Genomic DNA, 23,339 nt, shown 5'->3' on the forward strand with positions numbered 1-23,339 from the left:
TGCCGACATGGCTCACGGAAATGGAAGGGTAAAGATTTCGAACGGACGAATACAAAAGATTGCCCAGAGGTGCATTCGATGACGCAAAGCACGCCCGATGATTCCCGCGAAGCGTTCGCGCGCATTTACCAAAGCAACGAGTGGGGCTCCGCGGAATCGCGCTCCGGACTCGGTTCGGCGTACGCAACGACGCATCGTGTCCGAACCGTATTGCCGATGCTTTTGCGCGCACTGGATGTGAACTCCATGCTCGATGCGCCCTGCGGTGACTTCAACTGGATGCGCTTCGTCGATTTGGGCAAAACGCACTACATTGGCTGCGATATCGTGCCGGAGGTCATCGAAACGAACCGCATGCGATATGCGGATCGCGAATTCCTCGTGCTCGATCTAGCAGCCGAACCGCTGCCCAACGTCGACCTCATTTTTTCACGCGACTGTCTGCAGCATCTGACCGAGCCCGATATCTGGCGCGCGCTACGGAACTTCAAGAAGTGCGGCGCGCGCTGGCTGTTGACCTCAAGCCATTCGACCTCGGCTCAGGACATTGCGCGGGAGACGGGTGGATTCGGATTTCTCAACTTACAGCAACCGCCATTCTCGTTGCCGCTGCCACTCCTGGTCATGCCGGAGGAACACTACGCTTCGAAGGCGATGTGTCTGTGGGATATGGCGCAAATCGGTGCATGAGAAACCCAGTGCCATTACCGGTCCAAATGCTCGGCACCGCTGCGAAAGCATCATAGCAACTTACACACCGCCTTAAGCTTTGTTCGATGGTCATGGATTGCGGTACGCCCTACATCGGTGCCAAAAAGTAATTGCTATCCAGCGGAAAAATTTGCTGGCAGAACAATGAAGCGCATCAGCTCAAGAGAAGTGCCCAGGCCGAGAATGTTGCGGATGAGTTGCCAGCCGAGCGCGGCGAACTCGCTGTCGACGATGAGGTTGCAAATCCGATAGGTCGGGATGATCGTCGGAACGGCTGGGCCGGTTACCGTCATCGCATTGACCTGCTCCGCAGCCGTGGTTCCGGACGACGTGAGCGTTGCCCATTTGGAAATCAAGGCGTCATAATACGCCATGCTCCACCTCGTCACTGGGCCGTCGGCGCCAAGTCCCTCCATCGACAAAAATCGATGCCGCAGACCGCCGTCGTGATATCGGAGAACCGTCAATGTTTCAGAACTCGGACGACATTCAGATACTAACTGTCCCGCGTGAACCAAGGCGGTACTTGATTCTGATACGCGCCGGTTCCAAGCGCCGACCCTCCTTGTTTTCTGAGCCTCTGAGTGAGCGCCGGGAGTACGATGTCGGGATAAACTACTATGCAGACCCGCACCCAGATGACGCTTTCCGCACCGGAGCCGAGCTCATTTTCGGCGGCGGTCTTTCAAAGATGCATGGCGCCAAACGGCTATTCGAGGCGACGGGATTGCATAATATCTATGAGGGAGTTTTTTTTCTGGACGATGACGTTGAAATTTTATTTGATCCCGATGAGTTTTTCAAACTTTGCGAAGAATATTTTCTGGATATCGCACAACCGTCTCTGACCTCTGACAGTTCCTGTGTCATCCCGCTTACGCGTCATCACCCTGGTCTAATACTGCGGACAACAAATTGGGTCGAGGTGATGGCTCCATTCTTCAGGCGTGACTTTCTGCGGGAGATGCTCCATTCATTTGATTTGTCAATTTCGGGATGGGGACTCGATATATATTGGGGTCATCACCTGAAAGAGCGCTGGCGAGCAGGCATCGTTGACAATTTCCTCATCCGACATGCGAACGAATGCAAGCCGGAGTCAGGACCGTTTTACGACTATCTTAAAGGTATCGGAATTGATCCCAGTGGAGAGATGAAGTCAATTCTTACTCTCATTGATACAAACCCATATGTGGTCAGGCCGATCCAATTTATTTATCATACGTACTTTTTCCGGGCATAGTGAGGTGGTATCGGATTTTTCGACAAGGGACTAATCTTCCTGAGCCAGAAAAATCGGAAGATTGTCGCCTCGAGACATGTGATAATTTGGTGGTTCACGAGTGGCGACGGACATTTGTTAGGATGTTGTTGAGTTAGTGCCTAGGCATGTAGGTTTTCTCGCTCAGGCATGGCACTGAAGGCGAGGGTGGCCGGGCCATGATGACGGGCGAGATTTAGGGCGCTGGAACAAGAATGCTTGGTGGGATCGGCCAGCGATTTCGGATCTAGGTTGCTACCATTCTGCGCAGTGGCCATTACCGGCGCACTCGGCTGAGGACGCGGCCGTGGCTGGTTTGATGGTCGGAGCGTCAACGGCGGCCCCCCATCGCCGTCTCTGCAATCGATGCCTCGACGGTCTTTCAGTCGACACCGGCTCTTGTCGTTCCGGCGGTTCGCAGTTAAGATACCATAGCCAACATCGCGGTCGACTGTTCATTTTTAGATTGAAAATGAGAACCTAGGTTGGATATTGATAATTCAAGTACGAATGACGACGCTGATCATTCAGCCGCTATTTGCGGTGAGAGTTATTCCACATTTCTAAACACTCTCCATCTATGCCTTAAACCGAAGACGTACTTCGAGATTGGCACGCTTAGCGGCGCGACACTTCGACTGGCCAATGGCGCCAGCATAGCGGTCGACCCCCAATTCCAGATCGATGCCGACATAATGGGTGAAAAACCAAGTTGTATGCTATTTCAGCAATCTAGCGACGAGTTTTTTGCGACCCACAACGCCTCTCAATTGTTCGGCGCTCCAATCGATCTAGCGTTCCTTGATGGAATGCATCTTTTCGAATTCCTGCTACGCGATTTTATGAACACAGAAAAGCATTGCCGCAAGAATTCGATCATCCTTCTTCACGATTGCCTTCCCCCGGGGTTCTTTATGACCGTTAGAGATCGCTCTGACCCTACGTGGGCCAAATCGCGCTTTGCACAATGGTGGACAGGAGATGTATGGAAGGTCGTTCCCGTGCTTCGGAGTTACCGCCCCGATCTGTCCATAACGATGTTCGACTGCCCGCCGACAGGGCTCGTTTCCATCACTAATCTCGACCCTGCTAGCCAAGCGCTTGACGGTGCATATGTCGAGATTGTTGGTCGCTTTTCCTCAAAAGATATCGATCGAGAGGCTTACGACAACTACTGGACGACTCTATCCATTGAGAAGAGCAAAGAATTCTCCACAGCTGAGCATTTGGCGACGAAGTTTTGGATTTGATCCAGTTCCACCCGGGAGCAGCTCTCGGTCCGCGTTAAGGTCCAGGAGTCGAAATAGATGCCTCAGATCATGCCAATCTTCACTCGAGCTGCGTTGGACGGCAGAGGTTTTGACATTGGAGAATATAGCTATGGAGTTCCTACCGTCAGATGGTGGGGTGAAAAAGCATCGTTAAAGATCGGCAGATTTTGTTCTATCTCAGACGGCGTTGAAATATTTCTTGGAGGGAACCACCGCTCGGATTGGATAACAACTTATCCTTTTTCCGCCATCGCCCACTGGCCCGAGGCCGAAAATATATCCGGACACCCATCGACCAGGGGCGATGTCATTATCGGAAATGACGTTTGGATCGCGAGCCATGCCATGATCCATTCTGGTGTAAGGATCGGGGACGGAGCCGTCATAGGGGCAGGAAGCGTAGTCCGGCGTGATGTTCCGCCATACGCACTCGTTGCGGGAAATCCCGCAGAGACTGTGCGACTTCGTTTTTCCGAGAGGGAGGTCGCAACTCTACTCAAGATTCGCTGGTGGGATTGGGAGGAAGAACGAATCCGTGAGACCCTTCCCTTTCTCTTATCAGGAAATATTTCGCTGTTCTTCGATGCGTGCGGCATCCCAAAGGAGCTTGTTTCTTAGACTGCCTCGCTAGCAAGCCCGCGATTCATCACTTGGCGCTTTCGCAGGTTTGGCCGAGGTTCTTTGCCGACAAGGAGCTTGACGTGTGCACAATGCTCTGGACGTGCTGCAGAGCGTTCCCGATCTCGATGTTGTTCGCCGCATGCGCTGCGCGCTCGCGCGAAGTCGCAATACGGCTATCACCGATCGGTAGCGTGCTCGCCGCCGCTGCGAAGACACAGCAAACTTCCATAAGCGACGTTCGAGGTTGTGGGATCGCGGTACGCCCTGCGATGCGCGCCAAGAAGTGATTGTTGTCCAACGGAAAAGTTTGTTGACAGAATAGTGAAGCGCATCGCCCCAGGAGAGAGTTCCCGATGACGCTCTGGCCACACCTCGATAGAAAGGAGCACCAGCTGACGAACAGGCGAAAGTTTAGCATACTTGCTGCCGTCTCATTGGCTACTAGCTTGGCACCGGCTAGTCTGTGGAGTCACCCGCGGAAAACCTATGCAGCCATGTCTCCAAAATCTCCCTCGGCCCGCCCACGGCTAACCCTACTCACCGCGCCCATCGAGCTTACCGGCGACTGGGGCCGCATGCTGGAGGGGGCGGCTGATCAAGTCGTCGAGCGGATGCGGCATGCCTGCCTCGATGGCGTTCGCCTCGTGTCCGACCGCCAGCCGACGCGGCTGCGTGTCGACGAGCACACGTCCGGCACGCCGGCCATCTGGCTGCATCCGGACGGCAGCAGCATGGCCTGGATCATCGTTGATATCGGGGAGCGTGACTGGTCGAAGCTCGCCTACCAGTTCGGCCACGAGCTCGGCCATGTCCTTTGCAACAGCTGGCAGCCGGACGCCAGGCCGGCGCCCCCCTGCCAATGGCTCGAGGAAGCGATGGTGGAGGCCCACTCGCTGCGCGGACTCGGGCGCCTGGCGAAAAGCTGGAAGGAGGCCCCGCCCTTCGCCGGCGACAACGCCTTCGGCGATGCCATCGCCCGGTACCGCCAGGATATCATCGACCGCTATACGGCTCTCGCCGATAGCCAGGGGCTCACCCGCAACGCCGCGGCGTGGTTCACCGATCATCGCGGAGAGATCGAAATGCCCGCCCTCAATCCGTTCGCCCAGGCTATGTCGCTGACCATACTCGCCGAATACGACCGCGCGCCGGACTGTGTCGAGGCGCTTGGCGCACTCAACCGTTGGCCCGGACGCAGCGGCCTGCCCATCAGTGAATATCTGAGGCAATGGGAGGCGAGCTGTGCCGAACTGCAAGCCTCGCCCCGACTGCCGGTCCGCCTGCGCGAGCTGTTGCGGATCGCGTGATAAGCCAGGAGTGGGGGAACAGACCCGCAATGTAGCGGACGATTGGCTGTCGGCCGCGTTGATGCACACAACATGCTGTCGGCGCGCGCCGCGCTGTCGCGAGATGGCCGGCGACATGACCGTGACAAGCGGTGGTGGATCAGCACCGGCGATATGGTAGCGCGCTGGCAACTCGGAGTACTTGGTTCGCATGAGGCTTGATCCGAGCGCCTGTGCGAGTCCTCAGCCCGATCGCCATGGCAATCGCAATTTATTTCCGCAAAAGGGACATCTCACCTTCCGACCCACTTGAACTGTATGAAGCGAGCGGATCGGTCCCGTGTGGCGCTGGCAACCCGTGCCGCATTCGTAGGCATGCCATAATTGCGAAGTCGGGATGTATGGTAGCGGCAGGATTTTGAACCCCCGAGACGAAACACTTGGTTGAGAGAAATCCGGACTGCCGGGAGGCGCATTCCTGCCCCGTCTCACCAAAGATCTAAAACAATATCAATGTTAGAGAGCTATGGTGGGAGCGGGCCACTCCATCGCAGATGGCGTGCGGCGCAGAAAGCCTGTCCAGAGGCCGCGCTCCTCCGCGATCGCGGCGAAGGCTTCAGTGGACCGACTGGCATCCCCGTCGGGATGGCCGTCCCGCGGCGCTGCGTCGTTCCGCCGACTGCTTGGACGACGCTGGCCAGATCGAACGGGAATGTGCGCAGGGTTACCCAGATGTCGACGGCTACGACTGGCAAGCCAAGCGCCGCTGACGGCTTCGTTGTAAGCGCTATAGGTGTCTTTCCCGGCGCGAGAAGTGCGTGATGCCCCTGCTGCAGGCCCACAAATCGAGGTCGCGGGAGACGTACTCCGAGCCCTGATCAACGCGGATCGTCTTCGGATAGCCGATCGGTAGGCCGTCACGGGACGTTTGTGACTGCGGTTAGGAATAGCCCGGAAAGACAAAGTCTTGCGCGATATCCCTTTTGCGCTTGGCATCGCTCGGCCTGAGGAGCTTCTGCACGCCTTTGCTTGCGAATAATTTCTGAGCGATCCGCGTGACTGCGATTCCGAACGGCGTCTTTACGTGGATGAGCCGAATGAATCGAGGGCTTATACGCTTTTGCGACGCCTCAACGTACGGCCGCAACAGCCGTTCATAAGCTGCGAAGGCCTCCTGGCTGGTGGCGCGCCGTTTGATTTCGCCGGCGAGCACATAGGCGCCGACCAAGGCCAATGCGGTTCCTTCCCCGGTGAACGGCGTCGGACAATAAGATCGTCGTCAGCATCATGGTCACGATGACAAGGCAAATTTACTCTAAGTTTGGCTCTGGTTGACCAACGGGCGGTCTTCGACGGTTCACGGCCTTCGTCCTTGGGGTGCTACCAAACCATCCCACAATCATCCTTCTGGCTGGAATCTCGGCTAGATGCAGTGCGGTTGATGCGGCAAGAACTGTAAGCAGAAAGACCCCGATCGCCGTCCGCTGCGACAGGCCTTCCAGGATTAGTGGGTGCATGACAAAAAACCTGATGACGAGTTGGTGTGTCAAGTAAATGGCGAATGAAATCTCGCCAAGGAACCTCACGGGGCGGCAGGCGAGCACCTTCGCCAATGGCCCGGTGCTTGATGCGAGAATGATGAGCAGCAAGGCCGCCGGAACGACAGGGGAAAGTGTCTGGTTCGTCCAATACTGCATAGCACCCGAGCTCATGAAGGGCTGTAGGATCGCGTTGATCCAGCCAGATCCCCAGATCAGCAGCAGGACGCCGATCAACTCGAAGGCGGCCCATGTGCCAAATCGAAGATGGGCGAGACGGTCGCGGAAACGCGTCCACAGCAACGCCGCCGTCATGCCGAGGCAAAATTCGAAGACTCTTGCGACCGGGTTGACCATCACGATGCCCTGGATGACGGCATCTTTTCCGCCACTGTAAAAAGGCAGTCCGAGTTGCCAGGCAAGGAGACCCATCGCTGAGGAGGCGACGAAGCATGCGGCGAGTTTCCAAGGCCATGCCGATTCGAAATTGCGGATCAGAAACGGGAAAACGAGATAAAAACTCATCTCGGTCGAGATGCTCCAGCTGACCGCATTGTAGCTGAAAAAGTAATCGCCGGTTGGAATCCAGCTTTGCAGCAACAAACCATTTGCGAGGAAGTACGGAGTCGCGAATGGCACGCCTAGCGCGACTGCCGTCAGCAGTGTGACAAGATGAGCGGGCAAGATCCTGGCAATTCTACCGATATAGAACTGACGTGTTTCGCCCGACTTATTGAGAGCAGGATGGGAATAGGTCAGTACGAACCCTGACAAAACAAAAAAAACGGTGACGCCGCTAGCAAGGTTCCAGCCTTGAAACGCGGTGGTCGACACACCGAAGCTCCCCCGGATGTGATGGAGTACAATGGCAAAAGCGGCGAAGAACCGCAGTCCAGTAAGTGGAAAGATCAACCCCTTTGAATGTATTTGTCCGCCCATACGTGCTCGCGTCAAGTTGTCTGGAGGGTTCGAACGGACAGCGGCGCCGTCACCGGTCGGTTTTGCAGTGCGAGAACATCATGGTGGTTATCCCACGCTCGCTCACTCATCAAGACGAGGCGAGTGCCTTCTAGCCGTTCCGCCAGCGAAGTCGCCCAACTTGGCTTAGACAGCGAGATTCCATATGCGTCCCGGCCGGGATAATCGGCGTACCCGTATCCTTCTTCAAGATACCGTCTCGCGATTTCCTCCCACCCAGGGCCAACGCCATAATAGTTGAACTCGGGGCCTCGGAAATGGACGAAACGCCCATGCAGGCTGACGATGAGGATTCCGTCGGGTCGCAGCCATGAGAGCAGCTTCCTGACCAGACGCTCGGAGATGCTTGCGGACAGGTGCGTCAGAACCGAGCCGACCCAGATCAGGTCGTACTGCGAGGGAGTGGCTAGGCCGTCCACATCGATGCCGGACAGCCACGTCCGCGCACCAAACTCGCGTGCACAGAATTCGAGATCCTCAGAGCGCATGTCTGTCGCCGAAATCTCGGCGCCCACGTAAGCAACCCGCAGCCAGCGGGTGACGCGTCCGGCACCCGACCCGAAATCGAGGATTTCGCTTGGCTCAATTCCGGCCAGGCCGACCGCTGCGGCGATAACGTTTAACGCCGATCCCCCGCACGATAGGTAGTGCCGGCTATTCCCATGAAACATCGCATCGTTCTCATGAAGGTTCAGCGACACCAATTCATGCAGTGTGGAAGCGAAACCGCTGAAAGCAGCATGGTCCTGTCGGTCCAAGGTTTTCATTTTTGTCGTGAAATCATCGCTCTTCATTACCGGTTACGGCATAGCACGCGAAACACCGAGCATCTATATCAGCAAACCATAAACAACCTGCCCGCAACGGCGATGCGGGCGATGCCCACGTCACCCAACGCGCTGACAAGCGGTCAACACGGACTATGGACAAGGCGGATACCTAGTTCCTCGCCGCGCACGCGAACGACTCAATCCGGCGCTTCAGCCCAGCGCATTGCTCTGGCCAGTGGGCGGCAAAACTCGTCATCAATGGCGCCGCCGAACAAGGGCTGAGCGCCATATCAATACCATCATTCTGTCAACCCGATATGCTTTGACGCAATGGCGAAGTCAGAGTACGGATCTGCTTGGGAATTGCGGTTCACTATTCTGGTTCCCACAACCGCAGTCAACCGTATTCGGGAGCGGCCGAGCACATCCGGATGTCATCTAAGGCAGAAAAATCCGAGATCGTCGAACGACATCTGATTCTTGGTGGAAGCGGTTTTATTGGCCGACATGTTGCTGCAATCTTGGTGCAAAGCGGGTGTGGGGTCGTTTTGGCCGGGCGCTCACTTTCGAAGCCGACATTTACTCCCGCACTTGACGAGCGAGTCACATGGCGTAGTTTCGATCTTGCCAACGCGCAATGGGATAGCCTGATCGATGGGGTCACGGTCATTCACCATTATGCATGGTCATCCATTCCTGCCAGTGCCAACAATGATCCAGCCCTTGATCTGTCGACCAATGTCGCGCCAACGCTGGCTTTGCTAGATGCGCTTCGAAAAAAAGGCGCGCAGGCACCAAGACTGATCTTCGCTTCGTCCGGCGGTACGGTTTACGGCAAACTGCTGCGCGTGCCGGTGCATGAAGATCACCGTTTAAACCCGATTACCGCCTACGGCGCTGGTAAAGCCGCTGTTGAACTGTATCTAGGTACCTATCGGGCTCTCTACGGGCTCGATTGTCGTGTGGCGCGGCTGGCCAATCCTTTTGGAGCAGGGCAGAATTTGGCAAAAGGCCAAGGTGTGGTAACGACGTTCCTGCACCACGCATTGTCGCAACGGCCAATAATCGTCTGGGGCGATGGCGAAATCGTACGTGATTTCATCCACATTTCCGATGCCGCGGCAGGCTTGGTCGCACTGGCACGCGCAGCGCCGCTCGACGGCCATCAGGTTTTCAATATCGGGAGTGGCGAGGGCGTCAGCCTTAACGGGGTCATTGCCGAACTTGAATCAAAACTCTCCCAAAGACTGGACGTTCGCTATGAGCGCGGTCGGAAATTTGATGTTCCAGTGAGCGTGCTCGATATTTCGCTCATTCGAGAGGCGCTGGGGTGGAGACCAGCTCTCTCTTTTTCTGAAGGCTTGGGCCAAACACTCGCGGATCTTGGTGGTAGCGTAACGCATCGTGAGAGATCAGCGGTCAGTGGCCCCCCGCATTAGACCACTGAGAGGAATTGGCGACGATCAAATGGGAGAAATATTCGAACGGGTCCTGCCGCGGCAAGCACTGGAATGGACGGGCGAACGGCTGACAACCGCTACGGCGGGTCAAGTGGAGATCGAGCACCTTCATCGCTATTTTCTCGCCCGGGCTCTTTGCCGCGACCTGGATGTTGTCGATGTCGCATCTGGCGAGGGCTACGGCTCCGCTCTCCTGGCCCAAGTCGCGCGATCGGTTGTTGGCATCGAGTTGTCCGAGGAGGCGGTAGCGCACGCCCAGGGAGGCTATGTCGCTCCCAACCTTCGCTATCTGCAAGGAGACGCTCGCAGTTTGCCTTTGGAAGATGCGAGTGTCGACGTGGTCGTATCGTTCGAAACGCTTGAGCATTTTTTTGAACATGATCTGTTCATCGCAGAGGTTCAGCGCGTTTTGCGGCCAGCCGGTTTTCTCATCCTTTCGTCTCCTGAACGAGATGTCTATTCTCCGCCCGGAAGCCCTGCCAATCCCTATCACGTGCACGAGCTCTCGCGTGTGGAGTTCGAGACGCTGCTGAAGGGAGTGTTCCGCAATGTCTTGATACTCCTTCAAAGACCGCTACTCGGATCAACGCTTATCGCAGATGACGAGGCTGGAATATCGAGAACGCTGACGTTCGAGCGACGAGGAGAAACGCATTACGAGGGCAGTCACAGCTTGCCTCGACCGTCTTACAATATTGCGGTTGCGTCGGAAGCAGAACTCCCAAGTATTCCTAATTCGTTGTTCATCGAAACGAGCGAGATCGGTGAAATACTGGCCCAGGCAAAGAGTGCCGCTGCGGCTCATGCAGAGCTTCGCAATCACATGCAGCAGACGGAATTGCTGGCTTCCGGTCTCCGCCGGGAAATCGAAACGGCTAGTGAAACCATCAAGGCTCAAGTCGAACGGGCCGAAAAAGCCGAAGCCGCTTTGGCCTTGGCTCAGTCCGGGACGCATGCCGCTCACGCAGATCTTCGAAGTCACATGGAGCAGACGGAACTGCTGGCTTCCGGGTTCCGTCGCGAAATTGAAACGGCTAGTGAAACCATCAAGGCTCAAGTCGAACGGGCCGAAAAAGCCGAAGCCGCTTTGGCCCTGGCTCAGCAGTATCCGACCGGGACCTCTGATTCGACGGCAACCGATATTCCGCTTCCGGCGTCCGAACGTTCGGCTGAACTCGACGCGCTGCGATCCGAGTTGGCTCAAGTGCGCGCCGAACTCGCCGCGGCATGTTTGCAGCGGGACGTGCTGAGAACGTCTTTCCGGGGCCACGCGAACCTTCTTGCGGAATCGCGTCTCAGACAAGCCGCCGAGGCCCAAGAACTGCGGCAGCGAAATGCCGAATGCGAGGGCCGGGCTGCGGATCTAGAGCGCCAGGCTGCCGAATGGGAGCAACGCTACCTGGGCCTGCGCCGCCGCCTCGAGGCCATTCTGAAACGATTTGGTATACTTGGCGCGGCCCGGCTCTTTCCCCGCTCGCTCCGCGCCTTTGTCCGTAATCGTGTCCTTGGACCGGGACGCACATGATGGATAGTCGCGAGAGCATATTGGCTGATGAAATTCGCCGTGAATTCGTCGCTATCCTGGAAGCAGCGCGGTTTGTCGATGCCGACTACTACCGTTCCGCCCTTAACCGGCCGGAACTGCGGGATCCAGCAGGACACTATGCCGAAATTGGCTGGCGGATCGGATTGGAGCCAAATGCGCGATTCAACGGCGATTTCTTGCGTCCCTTCTACGAGACGGCAGGGATGTTCAAGCCGCCTGCTTATGTCTGGTTAGAACTTTCGGCTCTGGTGGGACATCTGCCCGCGAATAGGCAAGAAGCTGAAGATCTTGCTGCAGCCTTGCGTGTCTCACCGTACTTCGATGCTGAGTTTTACGCCCACCGTTTGCCGGCCGGTATGGATCCGGCGTTGCACTATGCGGTGGTTGGTGAGCCGATGGGCTGGCGCGCCTCGCCTCTTTTTGATTCAGCTTATTATCGGGAACGTTATCCAGATGTCGCGAGCGCCGGGATTTCGCCGTTACTGCATTACCAGGACCATGGCAGGCGCGAAGGTAGGCGAGGAGCTTCAGTCGTTGATAGATTAGAGTTTTCGCCCTTGCCGCAGTCCGAAAAGCCTGTCGTGCTTCTGATTTCGCACGAGGCTTCGAGAACAGGCGCGCCGATGCTGGGCTGGAACCTTGTCCGGGAACTGGCAAAAACGGCAACGGTGGTTTCCCTGATGTTGCGCGGTGGAGAACTGGAAAAAGACTTCATCGCCGTTGCCGCCTCGTCCGTTGGACCGTTGACATGGGAGGACTGGAACTGGGTGGATGCGACCCGGCTAGCCAAGCGGATTACGGAGGAATACAGGCCACTTTATGCCATCGCCAACAGCATAGAGACGCAGATCATGGTGCCTGCCTTGGCCTCCTTTGGGGTGCCGAGCGTTGCCTTGGTGCATGAGTTTGCCGCCTATACGCGCCCCCTAGCCAAGATGCGTAACGTTTTTGACTGGGCGCAGCATGTCGTATTTCCAGCGAAGATCGTTGCCCAATCTTCGTACGAGGCCTTTCCTGACCTCAAAAGACGCCCCGGAATTCATATCCAGGCTCAGGGGCGCAGTGATCCGCCGCCAGCTTCCTCAGCCCATGAGCTTGCTGACAAAGAAAGGGCCGAGTTCCTGCATCGTTTGCGGCCCGAAGGTGAGGAGGCTTCCTTTCTGGTGCTTGGCGCCGGCTGGGTGCAAATTCGTAAAGGCGTTGATCTTTTCATAAGCACAGCTGCGACAGCAAAACGGTTGCGGCCGGATGTTCGCTTTCGATTTGTATGGATCGGTCATGGGTACGATCCAGAGCATGACAGTGGCTACTCGGCCTATCTCGCCTACCAGATAGAACAGTCGGATCTGGGAGATAGCCTGGTGATGCTTGATCCGGTATCGGATCTGGAACCTGCATATGCCATTGCAGACGCCTTTCTTCTCAGTTCTCGCCTCGATCCGCAGCCAAACGTAGCGATCGATACGGTTGTGCGCGGCATCCCGACCGTGTGCTTCCAAGGAGCCTGTGGAACGGCGGAAATCCTAGGGGCCGATGCGGCTACGCGTTCTCTCATCGCACCTCACCTCGATACCCATGCCGCAGCCGTCATCTTGTGCGGGCTGGCGGACGACCGCGACAAGGCAAAGGCCCTGGGAGCGGAAGTGGCGCGAGTAGGACACGCGGCCTACAACATGAGCGCCTATGTTCAACAAATCGAGGAGTGGGGCAAAGCATCGGCGGCAGCACTTCATGACGAGGATCTTGCCACCCTGATGGTGGCTGCTGCTGTCGATCGCGATATGGTTCTTCCTCCAGGGATAGCACCCGTTGAGGAGTTGGAAGCCGAGCGGCGCACGCTCCAGCAATGGAGCATCATGGGCCTTTCGGGCGATTCGACAGCCAATCCAGAGTTCCGTCGTCCTTGTGCGGGCTTCAATCCGCAAAGCTATGCACAAGCCAATCCAGACGAGTGCGGCCCGGGAAAAGCCCATCCCTTAGCCCATTGGCTCCGCGCCGGGCGCCCCGTCGGCCCTTGGTGCCGGGACGTTTTCAATCCTGTCAACGGCATTTACCGGTCGTCGGAAGATATGCAGCGTGTGGCCCTTCATGCCCATTTTTACTATGAAGATCTGGCTGATGATCTGGCTTTCCGGCTCAAGCGTAACCGCACGCGCTGCGATTTGTTCCTGTCCACGGACACCGACGCGAAATCCAGACATCTTCGAGCAGTCTTTGATGACCACCACGGTTCCGTCGAAATGGCAATCGTTCCCAACAGGGGGCGCGATGTCGGACCGCTTCTTACTGAATTCTTGCCGCGGTTGCTTGATGGTCGCTACGATCTAATCGGCCACGTGCACGCCAAGAGGAGCGTGGGCACGGACGCGGCAATGGGTGAGGCATGGCGCCACTTCCTTTGGGAGAATCTGGTTGGTGGTGACCACGCGATGCTCGACCTTGCAGCCGCAGTCTTCGCATCGAAACCGGCGATTGGCCTTTTGATGGCGGAGGATCCGCACCTCGTCGGTTGGAACGACAACAGGGAAATCGCTGAGGACTTGGCGAGACGGATTGGTATCGCCACGCCCCTGGCGGACTTTTTCGATTTCCCGCTGGGAACCATGTTCTGGTGCCGACCAAAGGTGTTGCTGCCGCTACGCGATCTGGGCCTGGATTGGAATGATTACCCATCGGAGCCCGTTCCTTATGACGGCACTCTCCTCCACGCGATGGAGCGCTTGATGCCGTTTGTTGCGCACAAGGCCGGATTCGATACCGCTGGTTTGCGGGCAGCCGGGACGAGTTGGTGACAGGCGAGGCGTGCTCACATGTTCGATGCAGGCGAGAATGAGGGGAGTGCCCCGGTTTGTATTCTGAGGTCGGATAGCGTTCCGGTGGAGTAGATTGGATCAACCCTCAAAGTCATGCCGGCAAAGTCCACGGGGAAAACAAACCAGAAGTCGCGCGCTCCCGGCGCATCGGTGAGCATCAACGAGAACCCTTCGAAGTATGGCCCGTTCTGATTGACCTGGTCTCTGATTGGCAGGTAGACATAGGTGTTCTGTCTTGCCGGAGTCTCGAACGAGATCCGGACGCAGGGCCTGCCATGCTCCGCCAATCGTATGAGAATCTGGGGATCGACCCCCGCGGTGAAGTCGCCCGACGACTGTTTGCTCAGGTTCTCGAATTTCAGCCCATCTTTCGCAGCGTCCGACATTTTGCACCCGCGAGCCACCTTCGCGTTGGCGTCCAGAAGCGCCTGGCCGAGCACCCCTGTCCAGGACAGCTCACCGTAGAGAATTCGCGACAGCATGTTCCGCTCGACGGAGTTCACCAGGACATACTTCGGGGACTTCGCCAATGCATTGCGGACTTCTGGTTCGATATTCTCGTTCCCGTAGGATACAAAATGAGGATTGAGGAAGACATGCTTTAGCAAATCATAGCTTACGCCATAAAATGAGTCGTGAAGTATAAATGCATCTGCGATCCGTTGATCGCTATCGTCCGGAAACGTTCGAGATACGTAGTCATCATAGACGCCTTCGGCTTCTTTGTAGTCGATTCTCATTAGCCTGTTTGGCATGTCGGTGGCATGCATGACTTGGCTGCTTGAGAGAATCTGGCCGTCCACTTTTCTGCCCGTCAACGTGAAGACGAGTTGCCCGACGGCTTTGAGTTTCCCCAGCTCGTTCCAGTGGGTATCCGTTCTGTAGTAGAGCAGGTCATCGGTTGTGTCGTGACCCATCACATCGAAATGGTCTATTATGCTCGATTTACTGGTCTTTGCGATGCGGCGCCACATTCGCGATGAGAGGATCTTACAGCCGGCAGCGGCTTCAGCGGCAGGCCCAAGTTTCTCGGGGTACACAACCTCCTTGTCTGGTGAGACGGACATACGAAAGTCTATGCCGATCCCCTTCGCTATCGTACGCAACGCTTCAACATGCGCCAGCATGACGCCAATATCGTGCCCTGACATACATGCGCCGTTCTGGAACCCAGGCTTGTAAAACAGCCATCCATCAGCGCCGGAGATGACTTGGGATGTATTGACGAAGCCGAACACCTTAAAATCCAGGGCATTCTTCGCGCGGATGGCGTCCATTCCGACTGGAGAATTGCTAACAAGCCTTCTGGCTACGTCGTTCCGGTACCCCTCGTCATTTGGCGTCAGCAGTTTAGCCGACGTGAGTTCGGTCAAGGTGATAGCTCGTTCGGCGGTCGGGTCGAGTCCCATCAGCACCAGGCTGCCGACGGGCGCAGCGAGAAAGGCTGCGAAGGCTCCGATGGTCGCGATATTCGCCAATTTCATACTCAGAACCTGAAATAGAGGAACGGTGAGAAGGCCTGAGGTACGATGTAGATCGCGCAGATGACTGCTGCGACGCTGACGAAGACAAGCCGGGCGACGCACGCGGCACGGCCCGCTGCTCCGGCTACCACCACACCCAAGGGACTTACCTGCCCCTGAATGACTATGAGGAGGCAGGCTGATAGCATAGCCATTTTGCCCTGGGGCGAAAGCGCGAGCTCCATCGACCCGGGCAACCCGAAGGCCCCGTCTGCCAGCGGCAACAGCATGGCGCGTACATGGCTGGCGAAGGCTGATAGGTCGTTTGCGCGGAACAGAACCCATCCGAAAATCACGACGGGAAAGAAATAGATCATCCGAACGATCTGAGATGAAAACGCCCTTCCTCCAAGGATCAGGCGTTCTGCTATAAGAAAGGTTCCGTGGTATGCGCCCCACAGGACGAACGTCCATGCCGCCCCATGCCATGTCCCGGTCGCAAGGAACACGATCATCAGGTTCGCGTAAGTTCGCGCCGGGCCTGCCCTGTTTCCCCCAAGGGGGATATAGAGATAGTCGCGGAACCAGCCCGACAGCGAGATGTGCCACCGACGCCAAAACTCGGTGATCGTAGACGCAGCGTAGGGGTGGTTGAAGTTTTCCTTGAACCGAATTCCGAACATCATAGCGAGACCGATCGCCATGTCCGAATAGCCAGAAAAGTCGAAATAGATCTGGATCGAATAGGCGATTGCCCCGAGCCACGCAGAGGCAAAGGTTTGCTCGGTGCCGGCAAGGGCAAAGGACGCGTCTGCGACGCCCGCGACACTGTCGGCGATAAGGACCTTTTTGCAAAGGCCTACCATGAACCGACCGGCCCCGGCGGCAAAGATATCCGCATTGAGATCAGGATGGTGGAAGTCCTTCTCGACGTCCCGATACCGTACGATCGGGCCGGCAATCAGCTGCGGGAAGAAGGCCTTGTAGGCGCCAAACACCATCAAGTTGCGCTCGGCCTTTACCTCCCCACGCCACACGTCGATGACATAGGAGATGCCCTGGAAGGTGAAAAACGAGATTCCTATCGGGAGAATGATGGTTTGCGCGAAATGTTGCAAAATCTCGGACCGGAGGAATCCGACAGAGCCAAGAATGAAGGCCGTATACTTATAGTAACAGAGGATCAGCACGTTCATTGTGACAACAGGGGTGACCACAAGTTTGTGATGCCAGCGCTCCACAGCGATCGCGCCCACGAAATTCAGCGCAATGCTAAAGAGCAGCAGCAGAATGTAAAGTCCTGAAGACCAGTAGAAGAAGATGAGGCTGAATACTAGGATGAACGGCGAGAAAAATCTCGTTCGACTTAGCAGTGAGCCAAGAAATAGTGTGACCGGTAGGTAAAGGAAGAGAAATGCCTGGTCGGAAAATACCATTTCGCGCCGATCGGTTTTACCCACTTGTCCTTCGGATCGCAAATGGACGGATTGAAGTCAATACGCAGGACTTGGCCTGGATTCCTTCCCGAACCAGCGCCGCGCTCCTCTGTGACAACAGGCTGTGAATTGAGTTCGGCAAGTTGGCCGGCGCCGCTGGGAACCCTCACTGGGCGGAATCAGGTCCACCCAGCAAGAAAATAGTGATTGCTGGTGCAGCGCATGGCGATTTCGTGCCGAAGCACCAGAACCACACCTCGGACATTGCAGCGGATTCGGAAAACCACACCGGGCATGATGGCGATAGCCTGGTCCCTTGGCGAACTGCTACTATCATTCGTCTGGCCCTCTGTGCGAATGCCCTGAATACGTGTCTTATGGAGGATCCCCTTGTTGGTGTGCACAGTTTGCGGGAATGATGAATTCCGAGACACCAATGTTCTTTGGCCTCGGCTGATCGCCGAGTGGAATTTATCGTCGGCCGAGGTTGCCTATGTTGACCGGCAGCAAGGCACGCAATGCACTCGTTGCGGCTCAAATCTAAGAGGGATTGCACTGGCCAACGCAATTCGCGAAGTTGTCGCTACAACCAAGACGTTGGTGGAGTTTGTCAATACAGGTGAAGCGCGCCGCCTCCGTATTCTCGATATCAACGGCTCGTCATTGTCTGCGGCACTCTCGGTTCTCCCACTGTATACCCGTGCCGACTACCCATTGGTAGATATGCAGTCCATGCCCTATGGAGATAATCAGTTTGATCTCGTCATTCATTCCGATACGCTGGAACACGTGCCATTTCCGATTCAAGCTCTGCGGGAATGCGGACGGGTTCTCTCAGAAGATGGATGCCTATGTTATACTGTCCCAACAATTGTCGGTCGTTTGACGCGCGACAGAGAGGGGCTTCCGCCAAGTTACCACGGGGATTCGAACCAAGCGGGACATGACTTCATGGTGCACACCGAGTTTGGGGCCGACGCTTGGACATTTCCAATTCGAGCTGGCTTCGCATCGGTCAATATAAATACGGTTTCATACCCAGATGCCACGGCAATAGCTGCTCGCAAAAGGCTATTTACGGCATAATATTACTTCCAGATTCGTACGCCAAGATCGGCCTGACCCTGTGGCAGCGAAGACGGGCCGCCGCGCGGGGCGCCGGCGTCGCGTTCCTCATGCGACGCATGAGGTTTGTACAGCAAGCTCCTTAATTGAGCTTGCTGACGACATAAAGGTCTTGGTGTCCCCACCAAAACGCCTGCTGGAAGCGGATCAGCTCGGCTCCTTCGATGTCAGACACGGCTTCTTGAACATAACCAAGGGAAACGGCGCTGGTCCCATAGTCACGAGCGTCCAAGTCGCGCTGGTCGCTCCTGGAGTTCCAATAAAATCCGCTGTCATCAAATTCCGCACGCACCCCCCCAGCCCTTATATTTCGGAGAGTAACGGCTCCATGCGTTGTGAAAATAAAGATGCCCCCCGGCTTCACCGCAGTGAAAACGCGAGAAAGCCACGGCGCGAAGGTGGCGTCCGGCATATGTGAGAAAAACGATAGGGCGAAGACGGCATCAAACTGGTTGTCGATGGCCCAGTCCTCCGGTTTTGTGGACGAGAGGTGTGCCCTAACGCCGATCTTGTTTGATAGGAATTCGATGGCATTTGGGTGAACGTCGCTGCAAACCCATGCTGCATCCGGCAGAACGCGCATCGCGTAGCGCGCGACGCGGCCATAGCCCGAAGCGAACTCAAGGACGCTAGACGGGCCAGATGAAAGGTGCTCGCGGCAAAGTTTGGCGAAGCGAATGGCGCAATCTTCTCCCCCAGTGAAATAGGCTTCGATCGCTTTGCGGTGATCTGTCGGAAAGACGGCCCGGACGAAGAAATCGAGCAGCATGTCATCCTTGCTGATCTCATGGACGACCTTTTTCGCTTCGGCGATCGACCGGGCGAGTGGTTCATGCTCTGCCAGTATGCCCGCAATATCGATATCTGACATCGGTTCTCTCTGAGCAACTCTCTGCCGCCAACCACAAGCCGTCTGCCATCAACTTACAATCTGGAGACAATTAGACAACCAGCGGCGTGCCTTTTAGGTCACGTTTGTTCATGGAATTCTTCGTCGACGACGTTCAACACCTTGAAGCCCCGGTCAGAAGTTCAAGCTCCAGCGATGGTTTGTTACTTGTGGCCAGCCATGGGCGTTCCATCGGGCTTCCGGGCAGAAGAAGAAGTATCGTGTATGCACGCCACATGGAAGCTGCCGCCGCTTGGTCTTGTGCCGATCAATCGAGTTCCGCTTCGTCCGCTGCGTCGGCCACCCACTCGTCGCTCGACACGATATGCATCGCGTGGCGCTGTGCGCTGGGCGCCGCATGCCGGGCGCGGAGGAACTCCGACACGAATTCGCGTCGCGGCGAGTTCTGGTCATCCAAACGCTTCGGAGATCGCTTTTTCGGTAAAACGGAAAGCGAGAACGGACAGGAGCGTTGACCGTTGCTCAACCAGGCCGACTAGGCGTAGGAATAGAGAAACAGGTCGTCCATAGAGCTCGCACTCATGCCCGGGGCAATCCTTCATATCGGCCTCGCCAAGACTGGAACCACGTTCCTGCAGAACTGGCTCCGATACAACAGTCTCATCCTGCGACAGGCCGGCTTCCATGTCGCTCCTGACATGGCCTCTCATCAAGTTGCGGCAAGTCTCGTCCAGGACGTGTCGCGGCGCGCCTTGGACGATATCAGGGGTCTCGCTAACCTTCCTGACGAGAAGGAGACGCTGTACTCGTCCGACCCCGATTTGGTGTCGATCATATCGTCAGAATACTTCCATATCTGCGACCCGCTGCATGTGGCGGAATATTTCAGGCAGGAGAATGTGGACGTCGTCATGATCGTCTGTGTCCTGAGGCGGCAGGACATCCTGTCAGCTAGCGGCTATGCGCAGGACATCAAGTCACTCCGGCGCAGCGATATTGTAGACGGCGCCCAATATCTTCCCCATCTTGATTGGAATTGCCTCTATGAGAACTGGGCCGGCGCATTTCCCGATGCCGGCATGCGGATGATCAACTATAGCCCGCGTTCGCTGCTGAGCGCGTTCAAGGTGCGGCTGGGGATTTGCATCGACACGATCGATCAGGTGCAGGAAATTCACGCGAACCGGAGCCTTAACGCCGAAATGACCGAGGTTGCCCGAATGCTCAACGAGAGAGGTCTGCCTCCGATGTCAGAAGCGCTTTTGGCTCTTCAACGACACCTGCCAGGGCCTCCGTTCGGGTTGCCGACCTATGTCGTAAGACAGTTTGAAGACGCCTATCTCGTTTCCAATCGCAGGCTGGCCGACCGGCTGCGGGATCCTGAATTTGAGGAAATGTCACGGCCCGGATGGCGTACGGACGGAGTCTGCATGGCCGGACAGATTGACGACGCCAGATTCGCCGAAATCATCAAACTGGCAGGGCGGGAAGCCGCCGGCATCGGGCATCTCGCAGCATCATCTTGATATTTCCGCTGTCTTCAGCTTCAGGAAACAAGTCTTCCAATATTCTATTGATTCCCGCCGACCCCGCGATGGTCCGGAGCACCGTCGAGCGCTATCTTTAGGTCCGTCGTCCGCCCCGGATGCTGGCTTTATCGAAGGAATTTGGAAATATCTCGACCCAACGCGTTCCTGTTCCTCACCTCCAACGATGCCAGCTATTTCACCGATGCGACCATTGTCGTCGACGGCGGGCTGTGCTGCTGGTGGGCACCGATTTCCGGCTCTTGCCGCCCTGATCCTAGGGCCTGTTGTACCCCGATCTGATGTCGCCAGGCGATTTGCCGCTATGCGGGAACGCGCCGCTGAGGAACAGATGCTCGTTGCCGTCCTCGGACGATTGCGCGAGCGTGTCCTGGGTGCATCCACCGACACGCTCGGCGAGCAACCGGACCTTGTCACGGCGGCTCGAGAGGCTTGGACGCGCACCTCGGACCCGCAGCTATGGCCAGAATTCAGGCTGTTCCTTGCCGTCTACGGACGCGCTCTTCGGGCCCCGCGGCAGTTCGAGGGTTTCTTGAGCGCGTGGTCGCCGACTGGATGAACATCCTGCGTGACGCCCAGGGGCCTTACGTCGACCAAGCGTCGGCCACGCGCAGGGCCACACTGGTGATTGCGACCATTCGCGGGCTGCTGCTCGACCTGCTGGCTACCGGCGACCGAGACCGGGTACAGGACGCAGCCGAGAGCTTCCTCGCTGCTCTCGAACAAGGAGCGCAAAACGCCCCTGCCGACAAGGACATCCATCATCAACGATGAAATGGCTCAACCCCGGCACTTCGATCTGCCGCCGATCAGCTCAGCTAGTGCGCATCGGCTAATCCTCGACCTTCTGTGGGTGGGGCGGATGGGGGCGGACCAAGGGCGCCTACGCCGGCGACTCGTACGTGCCGGGGCTGTTGGGCGTTGCGCGCCACGCGGGCTGACGTTCGGCGCTCGCCTCGGCGAGCGCGCGCCGGACGCCTTTGACGTCATAGTCCTTGAGATAACCGGGTGAGCCCGGCTGCTGACGCCATGACTCCGCGATGGTGCCCGCGTCCACGGCGTCGAAGCCGATCCCGTCGACCAGCGCCATGGCCTTGGACTTGGTCCTGGCATCATCGCCCGCCACCGCCAGAGCGATACGGTCCGCAGAGCCGGCCGGCTTGGCGCCCGGTTGAAGATGGGTCGCTTCTATAGTGTTGAAGGCTTTGATCACCGGACGCCCAAGGTGCTGCTCGACCCATTCGCTTTCGGTGCTCCCGTTCTCAATTCCGTCCAGATGACCATCGCGCTGTTGTGGGTAGTAGTTGGTCGTGTCGATTACGGCGACGTCGGCGGACGTGGCCGCGAAAAGTTCGCGGGGCAGAGTAGGGATTTTGTTTGTAGGAACGGCGACAACCACGACCTCCTGGCCGCGGACAGCATCTTCGATCGCAGCTGCCCGCGCGCCGGTTTCCGCCGACAGGTCCGCCAAAGATTCTGGTCCGCGCGAATTGGCGATCGTGACCTCGTGCCCTGCGGCCCGGAGGAGACGGGTGAGTGCGCTGCCGATATTGCCAGCGCCAACAATGCCGATTTTCATGTTTGTGCCTTTCGAAGATGTCCAAGGGTGGGGAAGCCATAGTGACAACCTAAATGCACCCTTGCGCACTATCGATAAATAGCGTCATGAAGCCGGCTCTCCCAACTAGGAGTGTGGAATGGATCGTCTCGCCAGCATGGCCGCATTCGTAAAGGCGGCAGAAAGCGGCTCCTTTGCAACGGCGGCATCGGCGCTCGGCATCTCACCGCAGATGGTGGCCAAGCACGTCACTTATCTGGAGGCACGCTTGGGGGCACGCCTGCTCAACCGTACAACCCGAAAGCAAAGTCTGACGGTGATCGGCAAGTCCTATTACGATCGGTGCAAAGTGGCGCTGGCCGAGGTCGACTGGGCGGATGCAATTGCTGATGAGGCCAGGGGCAAACCGCGAGGGCTCTTGCGCGTCAACGCGCCGGTTTCATTCGGAGCTCACTGCGTGACACCTATGGTCGCACGATATTTGAGCAGCCAACCCAGTGTCGATGTCGACCTGGTTCTCAACGACCGCTTTGTCGATCTTATCGACGACGGGTTTGAGGCGGTGTTCCGGATCGGTCCTCTCGGAGAATCTAACCTCGGAGCGATCGAACTCGCACCCTTTCAGACTATCGCCTGCGGGTCGCCTGCATACCTAAAAGAGCGAGGGATGCCATCGACTGTATCGGATCTGGCCAATCATGAATGCCTGCTCTTCGGCAACTGGCCCGAGCCAACGTTCAGCGACTGGCTCTTGGTACAGGACGGTCTCACGTCAAAGGCCCTGGTTCACGGCCGTCTCAAGGTCAACAGCCCCGCTTCGTTGCTGGAGGCGGCGCTCGCAGGGTTCGGCTTGGCGCTCCTCGGGGAGGAGTCGGTGCGCTCTCACCTCGCGACCGGGAGGCTCGTCCGAGTATTGCCGAACTATGAAACGCCTCCGCGTCCCATTCATCTGCTCTTCCACCCTGATCGGCGACAAACCCCGAAGCTGAAGAGCTTCATCGAGATGGTGGTGGAACAGCTGGGCAAGGCAGCTGTCCACGGACAACAGCCCTAGCTAGCTGTGAGCTTTCGGGAGGTTGTCATTCGGACCGGACCTGGGAGACTG

At 57.1% G+C, this 23,339-nt stretch carries 21 protein-coding genes and 1 pseudogene; 13 read left to right on the forward strand and 9 right to left on the reverse strand.

From position 1 onward, the window contains the following. The first annotated feature begins 78 nt into the window (after nt 1-78). Complete coding sequence (locus ACWGS8_RS26910) at nt 79-690, forward strand: class I SAM-dependent methyltransferase (RefSeq protein WP_454583755.1); 612 nt, start codon at nt 79-81, stop codon at nt 688-690. A 134-nt stretch (nt 691-824) separates the two neighbouring features. Here ACWGS8_RS26910 and ACWGS8_RS26915 read toward each other — a convergent pair whose 3' ends face one another. Beyond that, entirely contained in the window at nt 825-1,085 is a 261-nt protein-coding gene (locus ACWGS8_RS26915; protein ID WP_454583756.1) for a hypothetical protein, read from the reverse strand. A gap of 92 nt (nt 1,086-1,177) precedes the next feature. Here ACWGS8_RS26915 and ACWGS8_RS26920 point away from each other — a divergent pair, with 92 nt between their 5' ends. From ACWGS8_RS26920 to ACWGS8_RS26935, 4 genes are all read left to right on the forward strand, one after another. Continuing rightward, nucleotides 1,178-1,954, forward strand: coding sequence for a hypothetical protein (locus ACWGS8_RS26920; RefSeq protein ID WP_454583757.1), 777 nt, complete (start codon nt 1,178-1,180; stop codon nt 1,952-1,954). Between the two features lie 503 nt (nt 1,955-2,457). Continuing rightward, nucleotides 2,458-3,222: a class I SAM-dependent methyltransferase gene (locus ACWGS8_RS26925; protein ID WP_454583758.1), complete on the forward strand. Its 765-nt coding sequence runs from the start codon at nt 2,458-2,460 to the stop codon at nt 3,220-3,222. A 57-nt stretch (nt 3,223-3,279) separates the two neighbouring features. Beyond that, nucleotides 3,280-3,861, forward strand: coding sequence for a CatB-related O-acetyltransferase (locus ACWGS8_RS26930; protein WP_454583759.1), 582 nt, complete (start codon nt 3,280-3,282; stop codon nt 3,859-3,861). Between the two features lie 578 nt (nt 3,862-4,439). Continuing rightward, nucleotides 4,440-5,171: a hypothetical protein gene (locus ACWGS8_RS26935; protein ID WP_454583760.1), complete on the forward strand. Its 732-nt coding sequence runs from the start codon at nt 4,440-4,442 to the stop codon at nt 5,169-5,171. Nucleotides 5,172-5,882: 711 nt separating this feature from the next. Here ACWGS8_RS26935 and ACWGS8_RS26940 read toward each other — a convergent pair. From ACWGS8_RS26940 to ACWGS8_RS26955, 4 genes and pseudogenes are all read right to left on the reverse strand, one after another. Beyond that, nucleotides 5,883-6,054: pseudogene (locus ACWGS8_RS26940) on the reverse strand (IS3 family transposase); the annotation flags it as partial. Between the two features lie 36 nt (nt 6,055-6,090). Further along, nucleotides 6,091-6,384 (reverse strand): hypothetical protein, encoded by a 294-nt coding sequence (locus ACWGS8_RS26945; RefSeq protein ID WP_454583761.1) that lies wholly within the window; start codon nt 6,382-6,384, stop codon nt 6,091-6,093. Between the two features lie 76 nt (nt 6,385-6,460). Next, nucleotides 6,461-7,627, reverse strand: coding sequence for an acyltransferase family protein (locus ACWGS8_RS26950; protein WP_454583762.1), 1,167 nt, complete (start codon nt 7,625-7,627; stop codon nt 6,461-6,463). 11 nt (nt 7,628-7,638) lie between these two features. Beyond that, the gene (locus ACWGS8_RS26955) at nt 7,639-8,460 is read right to left on the reverse strand and encodes a class I SAM-dependent methyltransferase (RefSeq protein WP_454583763.1); all 822 of its coding nucleotides are present in this window, start codon (nt 8,458-8,460) and stop codon (nt 7,639-7,641) included. 407 nt (nt 8,461-8,867) lie between these two features. On the opposite strand from ACWGS8_RS26955, the gene ACWGS8_RS26960 reads away from it, so the two are divergent. From ACWGS8_RS26960 to ACWGS8_RS26970, 3 genes are read left to right on the forward strand one after another with little or no spacing between them, the layout of a single operon-like run. Next, a complete protein-coding gene (locus ACWGS8_RS26960; protein ID WP_454583764.1) occupies nt 8,868-9,875 on the forward strand; it encodes an NAD-dependent epimerase/dehydratase family protein in 1,008 nt (335 codons plus the stop codon). A 28-nt stretch (nt 9,876-9,903) separates the two neighbouring features. Beyond that, complete coding sequence (locus tag ACWGS8_RS26965; RefSeq protein WP_454583765.1) at nt 9,904-11,421, forward strand: methyltransferase domain-containing protein; 1,518 nt, start codon at nt 9,904-9,906, stop codon at nt 11,419-11,421. A gap of 20 nt (nt 11,422-11,441) precedes the next feature. Then, nucleotides 11,442-14,234 (forward strand): rhamnan synthesis F family protein, encoded by a 2,793-nt coding sequence (locus ACWGS8_RS26970; protein WP_454583766.1) that lies wholly within the window; start codon nt 11,442-11,444, stop codon nt 14,232-14,234. A 14-nt stretch (nt 14,235-14,248) separates the two neighbouring features. Here ACWGS8_RS26970 and ACWGS8_RS26975 read toward each other — a convergent pair whose 3' ends face one another. Continuing rightward, nucleotides 14,249-15,739, reverse strand: coding sequence for an alginate O-acetyltransferase AlgX-related protein (locus tag ACWGS8_RS26975; protein ID WP_454583767.1), 1,491 nt, complete (start codon nt 15,737-15,739; stop codon nt 14,249-14,251). 2 nt (nt 15,740-15,741) lie between these two features. Beyond that, entirely contained in the window at nt 15,742-17,178 is a 1,437-nt protein-coding gene (locus tag ACWGS8_RS26980; RefSeq protein WP_454583768.1) for an MBOAT family O-acyltransferase, read from the reverse strand. A 372-nt stretch (nt 17,179-17,550) separates the two neighbouring features. Between ACWGS8_RS26980 and ACWGS8_RS26985 the strand changes: the two genes are divergently transcribed. Next, nucleotides 17,551-18,240, forward strand: a complete 690-nt coding sequence (locus ACWGS8_RS26985) for a class I SAM-dependent methyltransferase (protein ID WP_454583913.1) — start codon at nt 17,551-17,553, stop codon at nt 18,238-18,240. Between the two features lie 121 nt (nt 18,241-18,361). Here ACWGS8_RS26985 and ACWGS8_RS26990 read toward each other — a convergent pair whose 3' ends face one another. Next, the gene (locus ACWGS8_RS26990; protein WP_454583769.1) at nt 18,362-19,150 is read right to left on the reverse strand and encodes a class I SAM-dependent methyltransferase; all 789 of its coding nucleotides are present in this window, start codon (nt 19,148-19,150) and stop codon (nt 18,362-18,364) included. A gap of 110 nt (nt 19,151-19,260) precedes the next feature. Here ACWGS8_RS26990 and ACWGS8_RS26995 point away from each other — a divergent pair, with 110 nt between their 5' ends. The 3 genes from ACWGS8_RS26995 to ACWGS8_RS27005 all read left to right on the forward strand — a co-directional run bounded on the left by ACWGS8_RS26995 (nt 19,261) and on the right by ACWGS8_RS27005 (nt 21,450). Continuing rightward, nucleotides 19,261-19,644 carry a hypothetical protein gene (locus ACWGS8_RS26995; RefSeq protein WP_454583770.1) on the forward strand — a complete coding sequence of 128 codons (384 nt, stop codon included), beginning with the start codon at nt 19,261-19,263 and terminating at the stop codon, nt 19,642-19,644. Between the two features lie 66 nt (nt 19,645-19,710). Beyond that, nucleotides 19,711-20,655 (forward strand): hypothetical protein, encoded by a 945-nt coding sequence (locus ACWGS8_RS27000; protein WP_454583771.1) that lies wholly within the window; start codon nt 19,711-19,713, stop codon nt 20,653-20,655. A 561-nt stretch (nt 20,656-21,216) separates the two neighbouring features. After that, entirely contained in the window at nt 21,217-21,450 is a 234-nt protein-coding gene (locus ACWGS8_RS27005; protein ID WP_454583772.1) for a hypothetical protein, read from the forward strand. A 109-nt stretch (nt 21,451-21,559) separates the two neighbouring features. On the opposite strand, the gene ACWGS8_RS27010 is transcribed toward ACWGS8_RS27005, so the two are convergent. Then, the gene (locus ACWGS8_RS27010; RefSeq protein ID WP_454583773.1) at nt 21,560-22,324 is read right to left on the reverse strand and encodes an NADPH-dependent F420 reductase; all 765 of its coding nucleotides are present in this window, start codon (nt 22,322-22,324) and stop codon (nt 21,560-21,562) included. A gap of 49 nt (nt 22,325-22,373) precedes the next feature. Between ACWGS8_RS27010 and ACWGS8_RS27015 the strand changes: the two genes are divergently transcribed. Further along, nucleotides 22,374-23,288 (forward strand): LysR substrate-binding domain-containing protein, encoded by a 915-nt coding sequence (locus tag ACWGS8_RS27015; protein WP_454583774.1) that lies wholly within the window; start codon nt 22,374-22,376, stop codon nt 23,286-23,288. The last annotated feature ends 51 nt before the right edge of the window (nt 23,289-23,339 follow it).

Source organism: Mesorhizobium sp. 43Arga (genome assembly GCF_053714255.1).

Coding starts and splice junctions, on each gene's coding strand:
- ACWGS8_RS26910 (WP_454583755.1), top strand. CDS start 79: ATGACGCAAAGCACGCCCGATGATTCCCGCGAAGCGTTCGCGCGCATT.
- ACWGS8_RS26915 (WP_454583756.1), bottom strand. CDS start 1,085: ATGGCGTATTATGACGCCTTGATTTCCAAATGGGCAACGCTCACGTCG.
- ACWGS8_RS26920 (WP_454583757.1), top strand. CDS start 1,178: ATGTTTCAGAACTCGGACGACATTCAGATACTAACTGTCCCGCGTGAA.
- ACWGS8_RS26930 (WP_454583759.1), top strand. CDS start 3,280: ATGCCTCAGATCATGCCAATCTTCACTCGAGCTGCGTTGGACGGCAGA.
- ACWGS8_RS26935 (WP_454583760.1), top strand. CDS start 4,440: ATGCTGGAGGGGGCGGCTGATCAAGTCGTCGAGCGGATGCGGCATGCC.
- ACWGS8_RS26950 (WP_454583762.1), bottom strand. CDS start 7,627: ATGGGCGGACAAATACATTCAAAGGGGTTGATCTTTCCACTTACTGGA.
- ACWGS8_RS26955 (WP_454583763.1), bottom strand. CDS start 8,460: ATGAAGAGCGATGATTTCACGACAAAAATGAAAACCTTGGACCGACAG.
- ACWGS8_RS26960 (WP_454583764.1), top strand. CDS start 8,868: ATGTCATCTAAGGCAGAAAAATCCGAGATCGTCGAACGACATCTGATT.
- ACWGS8_RS26965 (WP_454583765.1), top strand. CDS start 9,904: ATGGGAGAAATATTCGAACGGGTCCTGCCGCGGCAAGCACTGGAATGG.
- ACWGS8_RS26975 (WP_454583767.1), bottom strand. CDS start 15,739: ATGAAATTGGCGAATATCGCGACCATCGGAGCCTTCGCAGCCTTTCTC.
- ACWGS8_RS26990 (WP_454583769.1), bottom strand. CDS start 19,150: ATGTCAGATATCGATATTGCGGGCATACTGGCAGAGCATGAACCACTC.
- ACWGS8_RS26995 (WP_454583770.1), top strand. CDS start 19,261: ATGGAATTCTTCGTCGACGACGTTCAACACCTTGAAGCCCCGGTCAGA.
- ACWGS8_RS27000 (WP_454583771.1), top strand. CDS start 19,711: ATGCCCGGGGCAATCCTTCATATCGGCCTCGCCAAGACTGGAACCACG.
- ACWGS8_RS27015 (WP_454583774.1), top strand. CDS start 22,374: ATGGATCGTCTCGCCAGCATGGCCGCATTCGTAAAGGCGGCAGAAAGC.